Genomic DNA, 13,293 nt, shown 5'->3' on the forward strand with positions numbered 1-13,293 from the left:
GTGCGAACCAGAGGCTCAACCGCGATGGAACCCGAGCACCAGACCAGCACTTCCCCCCGCTCCTTCACCCCTTCAGCCACATTTCTGGCCTGCGCACTGATGGCGGGCGCCGTGCTGGTGACCGACGTGGCACGCGACGAGCCACCCCCGCAGCCATCGGCCGCCCAGGCCTTCCCCCGCTCTGTACGGCCCGTTCTCAGCGGCACCGTCCGGCCGCTGCCCCCGTCGGATCCGGTCCGGCTGCGGATCCCCGCCATCGATGTCGACACTTCCATGACAAAACTGGGCCTCGACGCGGCGGGGGCGCTGCGGCCCCCGCCCGCCGACAGCCCCGGCCTTGCCGGCTGGTACGGCAAGGGAACGGCTCCCGGCTCGACAGGGACAGCCGTCACCACCGGGCACGTGAACACGCGCAGCGGCCCCGGCGTCTTCCACGATCTCGGTGCCCTGGCCAAGGGCAACACCATCGAGATCAGCCGGGCAGACCGGCGCACGGCCGTGTTCACGGTCGACGCCGTGGAGGCCTACGACAAGAAGGATTTCCCGAACAAGAAGGTCTACGGCAGCTCCGGTCTGCCCGAACTGCGGGTGATCACCTGCGGCGGCAGTCACACCAAGCACACCGGCTACCTGGGCAACGTCGTGGTCTACGCGACGCTGACCGCGGTGACATAGCTCGCAGGTCCATCAGCACGACGTCCGGACGGAGACGGCCCGCGATACGTACGGCCTCCTCGCCGTCACCGCTCTCACCGATGACTTCAAGACCGGGCTCGCCTTCGACGAGGGCCCGCAGCCCGGCGCGTACGACGGCATGGTCGTCCACGATCAGGATCCGCAAGGGCAAGGCAGCGCCGGTCACTGTGCCTGTGCCGGTCACGGGGCCGCGCCCACCGGGACGGAGGAGACCGAGGAACCGACGGGCACCGTCGCCAGCGCCCTGGTGCCGCGCCCCGGGGCGCTGCGTACGGCGAGCGTGCCGCCGTACACGCCCAGCCGGTCCCGCCCGGCCGCAAGACCGAACCCGCGCCCGGGCGCCGACGGTGCACCCGAGGCACCCGGGGCGAAGCCCACGCCGTCGTCCCGCACCTCCAGAGCGATCGTCCCGTCCGCCCGCCGGGCCAGCGTGACCAGCACTTTCCCGGCCCGTGCGTGGTCGCGCACATTCGCCAGCAGCCCCTGCGCCACGCGCAGCAGCGCCGCCGCCCGGTCCGTGGACACGGGCACAGGACCGCCCCGCGTACGGAAGGTCACGCAAGGGGCCCCGACAGCCGCCTGCGTCCGCGCGCAGAGCACGCGCAGCGCCGTCTCCAGATCGTCCTGCCGCAACGCGGGCGGGGTCAGGTCCCCAATGATGCTGCGGGTCTCGGCCAGGTTCGTGCCGAGCGCCTCGACGACCGCTCTGACCTGGGCCCTGGCCGCCTCCGGCCGCCGGTCCCAGTCCCGCTCGGCGGACTGGAGCAGCATCCGGCTGCCCGCCAGTTCCTGGGCGAGCGTGTCGTGCAGATCCCGGGCGATCCTGGCTCGCTCCGCGAGCCGTCCCGCCTCCCGCTGGAGCTGCTGCTGGGAGCGGTGCAGGGCGACGGTGGCCCAGACCGCGGCGGCCGGGGGTGTCACCTGTTCCAGGTCGAGCCGACCGGTCTGCCGTACCAGGGCGACCGCCAGCAGTACGGTGATCACCGCGACCGCGCCGACGGCGGCCCGCTGCCCGAGGACGCGCAGCGCGAGCACGGCCAGCGGTACGGCAAGCCACGCGTACCCGGCGGCGAGTGGGCCCAGGGCGATCCAGGAGAGGCAGAACCAGACAGGAGCAGCCCGCCGAGCCAGAGCGGCCTGGCGAACGCGCGGGCGCCCAGCCGGTCCCAGGGGGCCAGCCCGCCCCCGTACCCGTCAGATACAGCTTCGCCGCGGCCGGGCGAGCGGCCCGCTTCAGGATCGCGGCCCGCTGCCCCCACGCCATGAACGGGTGCCCGTCCGGCGCCACCCAGCGCGTCGGCGCCGTCGGCGGCGCGGTCAGCGAGCCGGAGGTCCCGAGACCGATGATCTTCTGCTTGCCGTTGACGGCCACACCCGGGGTGTGGGAGCCACGGGCGAACCGCGGCTGCTGCGCGGCGAACCGGGCCACCCATTCCCAGCCGTACTTCTCCACGTACAGCGCGAAGAGGTAGAGCACGGCATCGTCGTCATGCGGGTACGAGGAGGCGATGGCACCCTTCCAGCGCGGGTCGAGCAGGTCCAGGGGCGTCCTCGGGGCATCCGGCCCGGCCGCCGCGACGTCGTACATGAAGCTGAACCCGATGACCTGGATGGCCGTCCACGCGCCGTCGGGGTCCTTCAAGCCCTTGTGGACCTTGGAGAATCCGGCGGGCTTGTAGGGCAGGAGTTCGCCCCGCCGCTTCCAGCGGGTGAAGTCCTGGAGGGTCTGGAGCTGTACGACGTCGGGGACGAGGGTGCCGGTCGCCAACTGGTTGTCCACGCGGACGTCGTGGTACTTGCTGAAGTCGACGACGAGCGTCAGATCGATGCCGGGGAACCGGCTGCGGAAGGCCGCCTTGGTGGCGTCCTGCTGGGTGGCCGTGTCGCCGCCCGCGTAGATGACGAGCTTGCCGCCCTCGGCGAGCGCGTCCCCATACAGCTCGTCGAGCGACCGGGTCTCCTCGCGCCTGGCGGGGGCGCTCCCGGCGAAGGCCGGCGAGGCGGTGGTGGCGAGCGCCGCGCCCGCACCGACGGCGAGGATCCTGCGTCTGCTGAAGCTGCTGCTGATGGTCATGCGGCGAGTCTGCCGCTGCCCGGGGGCGCCCCGCGTCGCCCGTAAGCCGCCTTCCGATTCAACCCTTCGGTTGACGGTCGGTGCATGGCCCACAGAGTTGGCGCCCGACGTGGGCAGGGCGAATACTCACGGGCTCGCCGGGCTCGCCGGGCTCGCCGGGCTCCGCCCGCTGCCGAAGCATGGTGTTGAGCTACTGCTCCTTTTCGTACAGGAACGTGAGGTCGCCGGGCGCGAGAGTCATGTCGTCGTCGCAGCCGCCCCCCGCATCTGCCGTCGGGTCGGCAGGCGGTGAGCGCCCAATGCGGCCCTCCGGGGACAGGCCGGTTACGCCCGCTTCAGGCTGAAAGTGAACCTGGCGACTTCTGGACAAGTTCGCCAATTAGTTCCCGATTAGAGGCAGTTGCGACAGCATTATCCGTGCCTCGCCGGGCGTTGACCCGGGTTCCCTGCCCGGCTGAGAGCTGTACGCAGCGCCGACAACCGACGTCAACCGAGAGGAAGACGGATGGCGAACGAGCTCAAGTACGGCGATCAGATCCACCTGCAGAACGGCTACAACAGCTGGCAGGGCGGCTACCTCGACACCAACGGCCACAGCGCCGCCTCGGGTGGCAAGTACAACGTATCGACGGCCAACACGCCCACCCGCGGCAAGGGCACCGGCACCTGGGAGGTCATCTCCGTCTCCGGCAAGGCCGTCGGCCAGCCCGTCGTCAGCGGCGACGTGATCTACCTGCGCAACCTCTACGGCGGTGACGGCGGCTACCTCGACACCAACGGCCACGCCACCGCCGACCAGAAGAACGCCGGCGCCAAGTACGACGTGTCCACCTCCCAGACCAGGGACCGCGCCACGGGCACCGGCCGGTGGAGGATCTTCGCGCAGGCCTCCTCACCGGCCGACCAGAACGTCCGCTTCGGTGACCTCGTCCACCTCTGGAACCTCTACGGCGACAACGGCGGCTTCCTGGAGACCAACGGCCAGAGCACCGCCACGGGCGCACAGTACGACCTCTGCACCAACGCCTACTTCAACCGCAGCTCCAACGTCGCCGACTGGAAGATGCACAAGCCCACAGCCTGACCAGCAGTGCCCGGGTCCCGGCGGCAGGCAACCGCCGGGGCTCGGCCTGTTTCGCAAGTCATATAACCCCTCTTTAGCCCACTTGGGCTTAAAAGACCGCAACTGCGGAATGTAATCAGCTGAATCCATACAGCAATGTGGGCGGTTCAGTCCGCCCCGACCGGAAGGAAGTTGGACATGGACCAGCGAGACACCGCGCCGGAGGCCGGTAAGGAGAGCATCTATCAGGCGCCGGAACTGGTAGAGATCGGCGGCTACGCCGAGCTCACCCAGGGATTTGAACAACACGTCCCGGAGGGTGACGAAGAGTACCTCTTCTGAGCAGCTTGACGGGGGTCGGCTCGCGGCCGGGATGGAACCCGCGCGAGCCGACCCCCGGGTCCCTCTATGGCCCTTGCACACCACACCTGTTGGAGAGGCCCTATGGGCTCTGCCCCCGCCTGCTGGTTCGTTGTTCTTCCGGACCGCGACCTCGCCCCCGACATCCTGCGGCGGCTGCGGCAGCACACCCGCCACGGTGTGCCGCACCCCTCGGGACGGCCATGGCTGGCCGGCTCCTGGGAACCGGGCGAGATGACGGTGGCCTGCGCCGGGCAGGTACGTCTGGCGGTCGCCGGAACATGCTCGCTGAGCGCCGAGGAACTGGCCGTACGCGTCACGCGCGTTCACACTCTCGCGGATGTCGAGACCGCGCTGCGCGGTGCTCACGGAAGCTTTCATGTGATCGCCTCCGTCGGCGGGCGCACGTTCGTGCGCGGAAGCATGTCCGGGCAGCGGCGCGTGTACCGCACGGCGGCCGGGGGCGGGACCGTGTGCGCCGACCGCGCCCGTACGCTGGCCTGGCTCACCGACGCCGAACTGGACACCGCGCAACTGGCCGCACGCCTGGCCGGATCCACCGTCCCCCACCCGCTCGCCGGCGGCGCGCTGTGGCGCGGCGTCCACAGCGTCCTTCCCGGCCAAGGCCTGTATCTGGAGCCCGGCGGCCAGTGGCGTACGGCCGCCTGGTGGCAGGAGCCCGCGGCCGAACTGCCGCTGGCCGAGGCAGCGCCCGCCCTGCGCCAGGCACTGTGCGACGCCGTGGCGCTGCGAGTGCGGCCGGGAGAGGTGCTGGGCGCCGACCTGTCGGGAGGCATGGACTCCACCTCCCTGTGCTTCCTGGCCGCCGAGGCCGGAGCCCGCCTCGTCACCGCCACCTTGCACTGGAGCACACCCGGCAACGAGGACCACGCCTACGCCGCGCACGCCGCCGCGCACCTGCCCGGAATCGAGCACTTGACCTTTCCCCCCGACGAGCTGCCCGCCTACTTCGCCGGGCTCAATGAGCGCGGCGATCCGGCGGACGAGCCCTCGGCCGCGCTGCGCGACCGGGCCCAGCAGCGCCGGCTCGCCGAGGCGATGCGCTCGCACGGCGCGCTGCGCCGCCTGAAGGGACACGGCGGCGACCACGTGGTCCAGCCCTGCGACACGTATGTGCACGGCCTGCTGCGCCGCTCCCCCCTGCTGGGCCTGCGGCACATCAAGGGCCATCGGGCCCGGCGGCGGTGGCCACTGGGTGCCACCGCGCGCATGCTGCTCGACGGGCGTACGTACGGATCCTGGCTGGCCGATACCGCGGGGCGGCTGCGGGAAACGCGCCCACCCGGCACCGCCCTTGGGCTGCCGCAGGGCTGGAGGCCACGGCCGCAGCTGCCACCGTGGTCCAGCGAGCGGGCCGCCGAGCTGCTCGGCGATCTGCTGCGCGCGGCCGCCGCCGACACCGCGCCGCTGGCCCGCGACCGCGGTCGTCACGCCTGGATCCAGCAGGCACAGCAGGCCGGGCGGATCGCCGGGCGGATCGCGCACGAAACGGCGGCCGCCGGTCTGCCCGCGCACAGCCCGTTCTGCGACGACGCCGTGATCAGCGCCTGCCTGGCGGCCCGGCCGCACGAGGCGGCGGCCCCGTGGGCGTACAAACCATTGCTCGCCGCCGCCATGGACGGCCTGGTGCCCGCCCGCATCCTGGCCCGTACCACCAAGGACCACTGCGGCCCGCAGTGGCAGGCCGGACTGAAACTGCACCGGCCGGAGCTGGCCGCGTGGGCGGCGGACTCCCACCTGGTGGCCGCGGGCGTCGCCGACGAAGAGCCGCTGCGGCGCGCCCTGCTCTCCCCGGGCATGCTCCGCGGTGGCGCGGCAGAGCTGGAGGCCACCCTCGGCGCCGAGGCATGGCTGCGTGACCTGGCAGCCCAGCCAACCCCCGTGTACCTGAGCCCACCCGATCCGGCGCGGGCCGAGCACGGGCAAGAGCACGAGCACGAGCACGAGCACGAAGGAGTATCCCGTTGAGCCGACTGCGCGCCGATGTCACCGCCTGCCCCACCGAGGACGGCATGGTCCTGCTGGACGAACGCAACGGGCGCTACTGGCAGCTCAACGCCACCGGTGCCCTCGCCGTCCAGGCCCTGCTCGACGGCGCCACACCCGAGCATGTGGCCGACCAGCTCACCCGGACCCGCCCGGTGAGCCGGGAACGCGCCGCAGCGGATGTCGCGGCACTGGTCGACCAGCTCACCCGGGCGAACCTGGTCTCGGCCTCATGAGCCAGGTCCTGGACACGAACGGAATCCGGCCCCCGCTGCCCCGCCGTATCGCCGCCCGCACCGCCGTCACCGCCGCGCGGCTCATCGCCCACCTGCCACCGCGCCGCATCCGCGCCCTCCTGAACGCCGCACGTCGAGGAGCCACACCGGCCACCTACGCCCAGGCGCTACAGGCCCGGCAGGAGGTCACGGCCGTCAGCACACTGTGCGCCGGCCGCTACTGCCTCCAGCGTTCACTGGCCACGGCCCTGCTGTGCCGGATGGGCGGCAACTGGCCCACCTGGTGCTCAGGAGTGCGCACCCCACCATTCGCCGCGCACGCCTGGGTGGAAGCCTATGGCCGGCGGGTCGGCGAACCCGAGGACGCCAGCACATACCGGACCGTGATCAGCGTGCCGCCGGAAGGGCATCGGGAGACCGGGCGTACGGCAGCCGAGCCGGGAACCGCGTAGCCCGTCGTTCATGTCCCGGTGACGACCGCTCTTTGGCACATCGGGCATCGGTCCTTGCGACCTTGCGACCCGGTAGGCCCACACCATGCCGATGTACGGGTGGTAGGCATCATGGAAGACGGGTGATGCCGGCCCGGCACTGGCGACGGTGGTGCTCGCGTCGATGAACGGTCGTTCGACCCCACCGCGCCGCCGGACGGCCCAGGGTGCGAGGGCGGCGACCAGCGTGGCGGGTTCGCACTGCCCTCACCGCTCTTCTCAAGCGATACAGGGCCCTCAGGCGGTAGGCACGGCAGGGCAGAGTCAGGCGCGGGTGGGCTGGTCGTCTCTGTCGTCCGGATGATCATCCTTTGCGTAGTTCAGCGCGCCATTCGGGGGCATCGCTGTGCCTCCGCAGTGACCCACCAGGAAAACCACTCGCTTGCGGCGCGATGCGAAGAGGAGCATGCCCCCATGCTCTACTCCGGACCGCCGCTTTCCCCAGTGCACGTACCCGCGCCGATCAACGCACTCGCCGGGGACCGGCCACTGCTGCCCGTATGGCAGAACCAGTTGGGCGGCCTGACCTTCCAGATCGGCAGCGGGGACCGCCGGCTGTTCGCCAAGTGGGCTCCGGCAGGCTCCGGGCTGGACCTGGCCGCCGAGGCAGTACGCCTGCGCTGGGCCGGCCGCTTCACGCCCGTGCCCCGCGTACGGGACCACGGAAGCGGCGAGGACGGAGCCTGGCTCGTCACCCATGGGGTTCCCGGCGAGAGTGCCGTCAGCCGCCGATGGCGGGCGGACCCCGGTACGGCCGTCCGCGCGCTGGGAGCAGGGCTGCGAGTTCTGCACGACCGGCTGCCAGTTGCCGACTGTCCCTTCACCTGGTCTGTCGAACACCGCCTGGAACACGCCCGGCGCGCAGGCATGAAGGTGTCCGCGGACCTGCCCGAGCCCCCGCCGGTCGACCGCTTGGTCGTGTGCCACGGCGATCCCTGCGCGCCGAACACGCTGCTGCACGATGACGGCTCCTGGTCCGGTCACGTCGACATGGGCACCCTCGGGATCGCCGACCGATGGGCCGATCTGGCCGTTGCCACCTGGAGCACCGAGTGGAACTACGGACCGGGCTGGGAGGACGCCCTCCTCGATGCCTACGGCATCGCCCCCGACCCCTACCGGACCGACTTCTATCGACGTCTCTGGAGTGCGACCTGACTCATCCGCACCTGGAGGAGGACAACGGACTCGAAGAAGGGTCCGCGAGCCTGGTTCTGGAACGGTGCGACAGCGAATGATCTGTGCCAGATCCGTGCTGTGGGGGCGGGTGAAGGTCCAGATCGGCCAACGCGGCGGCTGGGTCGCACGGTTCGCAGAGCAGGGCCCGTACGACGCTCCGAAGCACGTCGTACGGGCCCTGAACTGGTGTGTCCCGGCGCACGCCGTCACTGGTCCCTGGTCCCTGGTCAGGAGGAAGCGACCGTCGCCGAACAACTGACGGTGGCCGAAGGTGTCCCGGCGCCGGCCGGGGCGGTGGCGATGAAACCGAAGGTGGTGCTCGCACCGGCGGTCAAGGTGCCGTTCCAGGAGGCGTTGGCGACGGTGGCGGTGCCGTTGGCGGCCGTGCCGAGTGTGCCGTTCCAGACCTGGCTGAGCGTTGCGCCCCCTGCCGGGACGACACTCACCTTCCAGCCCGAGACGGGCGCGGCGGACGTGTTGGTCACCGTCACCTCGCCCTGGTAGCCGCCCTGCCAGGACGACGCGTCGCGGAACGACGCCGTACAGGTGCCGTTGCCCGGCCCCGGGCCGCCGGGGCCACCGGGGGTGAGGAGAGCGGCGAGCGCCGGATACCAGCGCGCGGCGATCTTGTTGTCGCCGGGGGTGGTCGGGTGGACCCCGTCGTAGGTGTCGGCGGCGGTGTCGAAGCCGGTCCACTGGTCGACGACGGTCACCGGCGACCGCGCGGTGGTGATGGTCCGGGCCCAGGCCGGGATCCGCTGGTTGAGGTCGACGACGCGCTGGGCGCAGGCGGTGCAGGTACTGGGGTTCATCGGGATGAGCTGGGCGACGAGGATCTTCATGTCGGGGTTGCTCGCCCGCATCTGCCCCACCAGCGTGGTGTAGGCGGCGAGGACGCGGTCGGGCGCGATGTTGCTCCAGACGTCGTTCGTCCCGAAGTGCATCGCAACGATGTCCGGCGAGGTGGCGGCCAGCCATCCGGTAAGCAGGTCCTGGTTGGCCACGTTGGTGGCCAGGTAGCCGCCATGGCCTTCATTGTCGCCGTCGTGCGCCTGCCCGCAGCCCTGGGTGCCGAGCGTGCCGACGAAGTCGATGTTCTTGTACCCGGCGCTCTGGAGCTGGTTCCACAGCACGGCACGCCAGCAACCCGGCGAGCCGGTGATGGAGTCCCCGAGCGGCATGATGCGCACCGGGTCCGCGGCTTCGGCGGGGGCCGTGGCGACTGGTGCGGCAGCGAGCGGGGCGGCGGCGACCGGCGGTGCGAGGCTCAGATGAAGCGGCAGCAACAGGCCGATCAGGGCGGCGAACAGGCCGACTACGCGGGCGGACGCGACCGGGCGCGGCCGTACGAAACGTAAAGGACGTAAGCGAGGTAAGCGGGGTAAGCGACGTAACGGAGGTGTACTGCGCATGGGCTATGCCCTTCCTCTGCGTGGGAGCGCTCCCATACACCCATGAAGCCATTTTTGTCGCTGACACGTCAATAGATGGCACAGGATCGGTGGCGGCGCGCCCGCGTCGTCCGGGACCCAGGGGAACGGGACCTCGGGCCAGCGGGCGGCGACCCACGCCTCAACGTCGACGGCGAGAACGGCGTCCATAAAGGCCTGAGGCGGCTGATAGCCGTGTGCGGTGATGTAGTGGCTGATCAGGAGGGTCTTCCGGCGGGCACAGGTCACACTCGTGCAGCCCCAGACATTCGTTCATGCGTTGAACGGCCTGAACGGCCTTCACCTTCTTCGATTGCCGTCACCCGCTCCACGACAACCGCCGAACTGGCCCATCTCGCGGTCGCTCGGTGCTCGCGCTGTCCCGGCCTGGCTACACTCCCGCCCATGTTGCCTCTGGATGACCCGCGTTGGGCCGCACTCGACCACCGGAACTGGTCCCAGGGGCAGGGCGGGCCGGACGCCCCCTTCGTCCCCGACGAGCTGCGGCACCTGCTGGCCCACCCCACGAACGGCGAGCGCTTCGACGACCTGTGGCCCTATCTGTGCTCCGAGGGCACCGCCTGGCCGGCCGCCTACGCCGCCGTGCCCCACCTCGTCACCATCGCGCGCGGCCTTCCTCCGGCCAGGCGTGACGATTACCTCTATGTCGTCGGCCTCGTGGCCATGTGCTCCGGCGAATATGGGGAGACCCCGGCCGACCTGGCCAACGACATCGCGGATGCCTATCGGCGGGCCCTCCCCGAGGCCCTGACCCTCCTGGCGGAAGCCCTGGCCACGGCAGAGCACGACCAGATCAGCACCCGCTACCTGCTCGCCGCCACGGCGGCCCTCAAGGGCCACACCGAGTACGCCGAGATACTCAACGAACTCGACGTCTACGCCGAGTGCCAGTCCTGCGGTGAACCGATGCTCGAACTCCCCGAGTAGCGGCATACCCGAACTGCCACCGCTCAGGTAGCCACGCTGTCACGCTGTCACACGATGAGTGCCGCGACCGTCCAGCACACGAGCAGCAGCACCATAACCGGCCCCAGCGGCACACCGTGGTCACGCACCGGGCTCTCCTCCAGAGGACGCAGTTCCGGGTGGGCATGCATAGCGGTGATCTCCTCCACCGCCCGTACGTGCGAGGGACGGATCCGCAGCCGGCGCTCCAGCCTGGACCGTACAGGCCTCCTCCGGCTCCAGCGCCACCGCTGCGATCACCGAAAGGGCCAGCAGGAGCAGGCGGGGCGGCACACGGGGTGCGTGTCGCCCCGCTCTCAGCCCTTCTCCCGGCAGCCCGCGAACAGGGTGCGGGCACCGTGATCGACCTCGGTATGTGAGCGGAACGGCCGTCCGTCACCCACGTGTGACCAGGATGCCGTCAGCGTCGCTGTAGAGGTGGCAGCCGGGCGTAAAGGTCACCTCGCCGAACGAGACTTCCACATCCTTCTCGCCGATGCCGTCCTTGCGGCTCTTACGAGGGTTCGAGCCGAGGGCCTTGATGCCCAGGTTGACCTTGGACAGCGCCTCGACGTCGCGTACGGCGCCGTGGATGATGACGCCCTCCCAGCCGTTGGACGCGGCCAGGTCGGCTATGACATCGCCCATCAGGGCGGCGGCCAGCGAGCCACCACCGTCGACGACGAGGACCCGCCCGGCCCCGGGCTCACCGACGGTGGTCTTGAGGATCACGTTGTCCTCGTGGCATTTCACGGTGGTGACCGCGCCCTCGAACGAGGTCCGGGCGCCGAAGGGGCGGAACTGGGTGGTGCACGACTGAAGGTCGTCTCCGTGGTCGTCGTAGAGGTCGGCCGTGGGCTTCATTCGGTTTCCTTATCGGAGTGAGTCGTAGCGGCGTAGTGCCGACGGGCCTGGAAAGGGCGTTCAGGGGGACAGCTCGGCAGTCCAGCTATTCGTTGCGAACGCGGGGTGTCCAGGTTAGGAGGACACTGGGGCTATGGCCCTACCCAGAACACATCAGTGCTTGGTCTGCTCGGACGGTACCGACCCGGACGCGGTGCTTCACGAAGACCTCGTCGTCGGAGCACCGCTGTCCATGGAGGATCTCACCGACGCACAGCGCCTCGACCGGTTCGCCCTCAAGTACGCCCACGACGGTTGCCAGGTCAGAGAAGTCCGGCGGGTCCCGCACGACAACTTGGGCGGCTACGCCTGGTCCGTCCGCTTCACCGAGACTCCGTGACAAGTGGATCACCGGGTGGCTCCCGAAGGTTGCCCGCGAGGAGGCCGGGTCCGATGAACAGTCACGGACTTCCCGCAGGGACGGGGGTGCGGCCTGCCTGAGTGTGGCGGGGCTTCCCCGTGTCACGCTCTCTTCGCCGACTGGCCTCCAGCGTTGCCATCAACCACAGCGGAGAGCGGACGTACGAGGAAGCCACTCCCGTGCCAGTCAGAGGCACCGCAGGCCACGACAAGCGGTGCTCCGGCGATGCTCCGGCCGCCCAACGTCCTGTGCGCAACAGGGCGGATGGGCGGCACTGGTGAGGTCGGCTGCCGCCCGCCGCACGGTCACTCGGCCACGCCTGCGCCGGTCGCCTGTACGACTACGGGCCGAGCCGGGGACACGGACGCGGCCTCCCTGGCCCTCGGCGGCGGAACCGTGTGTCAGTGCTTGTCCGTACCCGTCGTCGCGTGCGGCCGTACCGCCGGTTCGAGCAGCGACAATGTCCGCTGCCGCGCATCCAGGCCGACACGGATGCCGACCGGCATCGGCAGATTCGGGCCGGCATGTCCGAACTCAACGTTGCCCAGCACCGGGATGTCACGGTCGCCGAGGACGTCGAGGACTATCTCGGCGAGGGTCGGGGACGCGTCAGGCGTCCCGAGCCCGTCGATCGCGTACGGGACACCCACGACCATGCCGGAGATCCGATCGAGGATGCCGCAGTGCCGCAGCACCTGTAGATAGCTCCACACATACGATGCTTGGCCGCCCATCTCCTCCCAGAACAGCACCGCGCCGTCGAACCATTCGAGCGGCAGCGCGAAACGCGTCGCCTGCGCCAGCACGATGCGATTAATCACCCCGCCGATCAGCCGGCCTTCGGTGCGACCGGCACGCCAGCACTCCCACGACGGGGTGGTTGGCAGCGCACCGATCGGCTCCGTACCGGTCAGCAGCCTCGAGTAGAGCTTCTCAAGCACCGCTTGGCGCGCTGCGGGCGCGGCCTGCCAGTGCCCGCCGAGTCCAGGGGTGGCCAAGTCGGCATGGAAGCCGACCAGACCCGTGCGCGCATAGAGCACCAGATGCAGCAGCGAGATGTCGCTGTAGCCGAGGATCGGCTTGGGGTCGGCAGTGATCGCCTCGACGTCGATCAGGTCGAGGTAACCGAGCGCCGTCTGGCCGCCGTCATGCGCGATGATCGCGCGCACCTCAGGATCACGCAGTAGTCCATTGAACTCCTCGGCGATCTCCGCCGGCCGAGCCGCGCTCCACCAATGGTGCCGCCCTGCTTCGAGGAGCGGTGCCCGACGCACGCGGAATCCCATCCGCTCGAGCACGACCACCGCCTGTTCGAGGTCGGGCTCGTAAGCGGCATGGAGCGGCCCGGACAGCGATGCGATAACGACGAGATCTCCGGGCCTCAGGGCACGAGGTCGAAGCAGTTGAGGCAGTGCAGAACCGGTCATCGACGCAGTATTCCGACACGCGCAACAACACGCTACACATATACTGATCGACCGCCCAGCAGGCCTGGCCCGCACAGCCCCCGACTGGTCCCAATACATG

General features: G+C 70.3%; 15 protein-coding genes and 1 pseudogene. 9 read left to right on the plus strand and 7 right to left on the minus strand.

The annotated features are described in order from the left end of the window. Positions 1-24 precede the first annotated feature (24 nt). Entirely contained in the window at positions 25-675 is a 651-nt protein-coding gene (locus tag ACIHCQ_RS01710) for a class F sortase (RefSeq protein WP_399656734.1), read from the plus strand. Here the strand turns inward: ACIHCQ_RS01710 and ACIHCQ_RS01715 are convergent. The 3 genes and pseudogenes from ACIHCQ_RS01715 to ACIHCQ_RS01725 all read right to left on the minus strand — a co-directional run. Further along, the gene (locus ACIHCQ_RS01715) at positions 593-880 is read right to left on the minus strand and encodes a response regulator transcription factor (RefSeq protein WP_399657554.1); all 288 of its coding nucleotides are present in this window, start codon (positions 878-880) and stop codon (positions 593-595) included. The genes ACIHCQ_RS01710 and ACIHCQ_RS01715 overlap by 83 nt on opposite strands. Beyond that, complete coding sequence (locus ACIHCQ_RS01720) at positions 877-1,731, minus strand: sensor histidine kinase (protein WP_399656736.1); 855 nt, start codon at positions 1,729-1,731, stop codon at positions 877-879. The genes ACIHCQ_RS01715 and ACIHCQ_RS01720 overlap by 4 nt, the downstream gene beginning before the upstream one ends. A 160-nt stretch (positions 1,732-1,891) precedes the next feature. Next, a pseudogene (locus ACIHCQ_RS01725) lies at positions 1,892-2,764 on the minus strand (ABC transporter substrate-binding protein); the annotation flags it as partial. 511 nt (positions 2,765-3,275) lie between these two features. On the opposite strand from ACIHCQ_RS01725, the gene ACIHCQ_RS01730 reads away from it, so the two are divergent. The 6 genes from ACIHCQ_RS01730 (at position 3,276) to ACIHCQ_RS01755 (ending at position 8,085) form a co-directional block, all read left to right on the plus strand. Then, positions 3,276-3,854 carry a hypothetical protein gene (locus ACIHCQ_RS01730; RefSeq protein WP_399656738.1) on the plus strand — a complete coding sequence of 193 codons (579 nt, stop codon included), beginning with the start codon at positions 3,276-3,278 and terminating at the stop codon, positions 3,852-3,854. Positions 3,855-4,031: 177 nt separating this feature from the next. After that, positions 4,032-4,175: a lasso RiPP family leader peptide-containing protein gene (locus ACIHCQ_RS01735; protein ID WP_399656740.1), complete on the plus strand. Its 144-nt coding sequence runs from the start codon at positions 4,032-4,034 to the stop codon at positions 4,173-4,175. Between the two features lie 102 nt (positions 4,176-4,277). Further along, positions 4,278-6,182 (plus strand): asparagine synthase-related protein, encoded by a 1,905-nt coding sequence (locus ACIHCQ_RS01740; protein WP_399656742.1) that lies wholly within the window; start codon positions 4,278-4,280, stop codon positions 6,180-6,182. Then, the gene (locus tag ACIHCQ_RS01745; RefSeq protein ID WP_399656744.1) at positions 6,179-6,436 is read left to right on the plus strand and encodes a lasso peptide biosynthesis PqqD family chaperone; all 258 of its coding nucleotides are present in this window, start codon (positions 6,179-6,181) and stop codon (positions 6,434-6,436) included. The genes ACIHCQ_RS01740 and ACIHCQ_RS01745 overlap by 4 nt, the downstream gene beginning before the upstream one ends. Next, positions 6,433-6,888: a lasso peptide biosynthesis B2 protein gene (locus ACIHCQ_RS01750; RefSeq protein ID WP_399656746.1), complete on the plus strand. Its 456-nt coding sequence runs from the start codon at positions 6,433-6,435 to the stop codon at positions 6,886-6,888. The genes ACIHCQ_RS01745 and ACIHCQ_RS01750 overlap by 4 nt, the downstream gene beginning before the upstream one ends. A 453-nt stretch (positions 6,889-7,341) precedes the next feature. After that, positions 7,342-8,085 carry an aminoglycoside 3'-phosphotransferase gene (locus tag ACIHCQ_RS01755; RefSeq protein ID WP_399656747.1) on the plus strand — a complete coding sequence of 248 codons (744 nt, stop codon included), beginning with the start codon at positions 7,342-7,344 and terminating at the stop codon, positions 8,083-8,085. A gap of 248 nt (positions 8,086-8,333) precedes the next feature. Here the strand turns inward: ACIHCQ_RS01755 and ACIHCQ_RS01760 are convergent, their stop codons facing one another. Further along, positions 8,334-9,392: a GDSL-type esterase/lipase family protein gene (locus tag ACIHCQ_RS01760; protein WP_399656749.1), complete on the minus strand. Its 1,059-nt coding sequence runs from the start codon at positions 9,390-9,392 to the stop codon at positions 8,334-8,336. Between the two features lie 549 nt (positions 9,393-9,941). Between ACIHCQ_RS01760 and ACIHCQ_RS01765 the strand changes: the two genes are divergently transcribed. Further along, the gene (locus tag ACIHCQ_RS01765; RefSeq protein WP_399656751.1) at positions 9,942-10,484 is read left to right on the plus strand and encodes a hypothetical protein; all 543 of its coding nucleotides are present in this window, start codon (positions 9,942-9,944) and stop codon (positions 10,482-10,484) included. 47 nt (positions 10,485-10,531) lie between these two features. On the opposite strand, the gene ACIHCQ_RS01770 is transcribed toward ACIHCQ_RS01765, so the two are convergent. Together ACIHCQ_RS01770 and rraA are read right to left on the minus strand one after the other, a co-directional pair. Next, the gene (locus ACIHCQ_RS01770; RefSeq protein WP_399656753.1) at positions 10,532-10,654 is read right to left on the minus strand and encodes a hypothetical protein; all 123 of its coding nucleotides are present in this window, start codon (positions 10,652-10,654) and stop codon (positions 10,532-10,534) included. A gap of 244 nt (positions 10,655-10,898) precedes the next feature. Next, positions 10,899-11,366, minus strand: coding sequence for a ribonuclease E activity regulator RraA (rraA, locus tag ACIHCQ_RS01775; protein ID WP_399656755.1), 468 nt, complete (start codon positions 11,364-11,366; stop codon positions 10,899-10,901). 133 nt (positions 11,367-11,499) lie between these two features. On the opposite strand from rraA, the gene ACIHCQ_RS01780 reads away from it, so the two are divergent. After that, the gene (locus tag ACIHCQ_RS01780; RefSeq protein ID WP_399656757.1) at positions 11,500-11,745 is read left to right on the plus strand and encodes a hypothetical protein; all 246 of its coding nucleotides are present in this window, start codon (positions 11,500-11,502) and stop codon (positions 11,743-11,745) included. Positions 11,746-12,167: 422 nt separating this feature from the next. On the opposite strand, the gene ACIHCQ_RS01785 is transcribed toward ACIHCQ_RS01780, so the two are convergent. Then, a complete protein-coding gene (locus ACIHCQ_RS01785; protein ID WP_399656759.1) occupies positions 12,168-13,193 on the minus strand; it encodes an LD-carboxypeptidase in 1,026 nt (341 codons plus the stop codon). Positions 13,194-13,293 lie beyond the last annotated feature (100 nt).

The sequence above is a fragment of the Streptomyces sp. NPDC052236 genome (assembly GCF_044548015.1).
GTDB lineage: Bacteria > Actinomycetota > Actinomycetes > Streptomycetales > Streptomycetaceae > Streptomyces.

Coding starts and splice junctions, on each gene's coding strand:
- ACIHCQ_RS01710 (WP_399656734.1), top strand. CDS start 25: ATGGAACCCGAGCACCAGACCAGCACTTCCCCCCGCTCCTTCACCCCT.
- ACIHCQ_RS01730 (WP_399656738.1), top strand. CDS start 3,276: ATGGCGAACGAGCTCAAGTACGGCGATCAGATCCACCTGCAGAACGGC.
- ACIHCQ_RS01735 (WP_399656740.1), top strand. CDS start 4,032: ATGGACCAGCGAGACACCGCGCCGGAGGCCGGTAAGGAGAGCATCTAT.
- ACIHCQ_RS01740 (WP_399656742.1), top strand. CDS start 4,278: ATGGGCTCTGCCCCCGCCTGCTGGTTCGTTGTTCTTCCGGACCGCGAC.
- ACIHCQ_RS01750 (WP_399656746.1), top strand. CDS start 6,433: ATGAGCCAGGTCCTGGACACGAACGGAATCCGGCCCCCGCTGCCCCGC.
- ACIHCQ_RS01755 (WP_399656747.1), top strand. CDS start 7,342: ATGCTCTACTCCGGACCGCCGCTTTCCCCAGTGCACGTACCCGCGCCG.
- ACIHCQ_RS01765 (WP_399656751.1), top strand. CDS start 9,942: ATGTTGCCTCTGGATGACCCGCGTTGGGCCGCACTCGACCACCGGAAC.
- ACIHCQ_RS01770 (WP_399656753.1), bottom strand. CDS start 10,654: ATGCATGCCCACCCGGAACTGCGTCCTCTGGAGGAGAGCCCGGTGCGT.
- rraA (WP_399656755.1), bottom strand. CDS start 11,366: ATGAAGCCCACGGCCGACCTCTACGACGACCACGGAGACGACCTTCAG.
- ACIHCQ_RS01780 (WP_399656757.1), top strand. CDS start 11,500: ATGGCCCTACCCAGAACACATCAGTGCTTGGTCTGCTCGGACGGTACC.
- ACIHCQ_RS01785 (WP_399656759.1), bottom strand. CDS start 13,193: ATGACCGGTTCTGCACTGCCTCAACTGCTTCGACCTCGTGCCCTGAGG.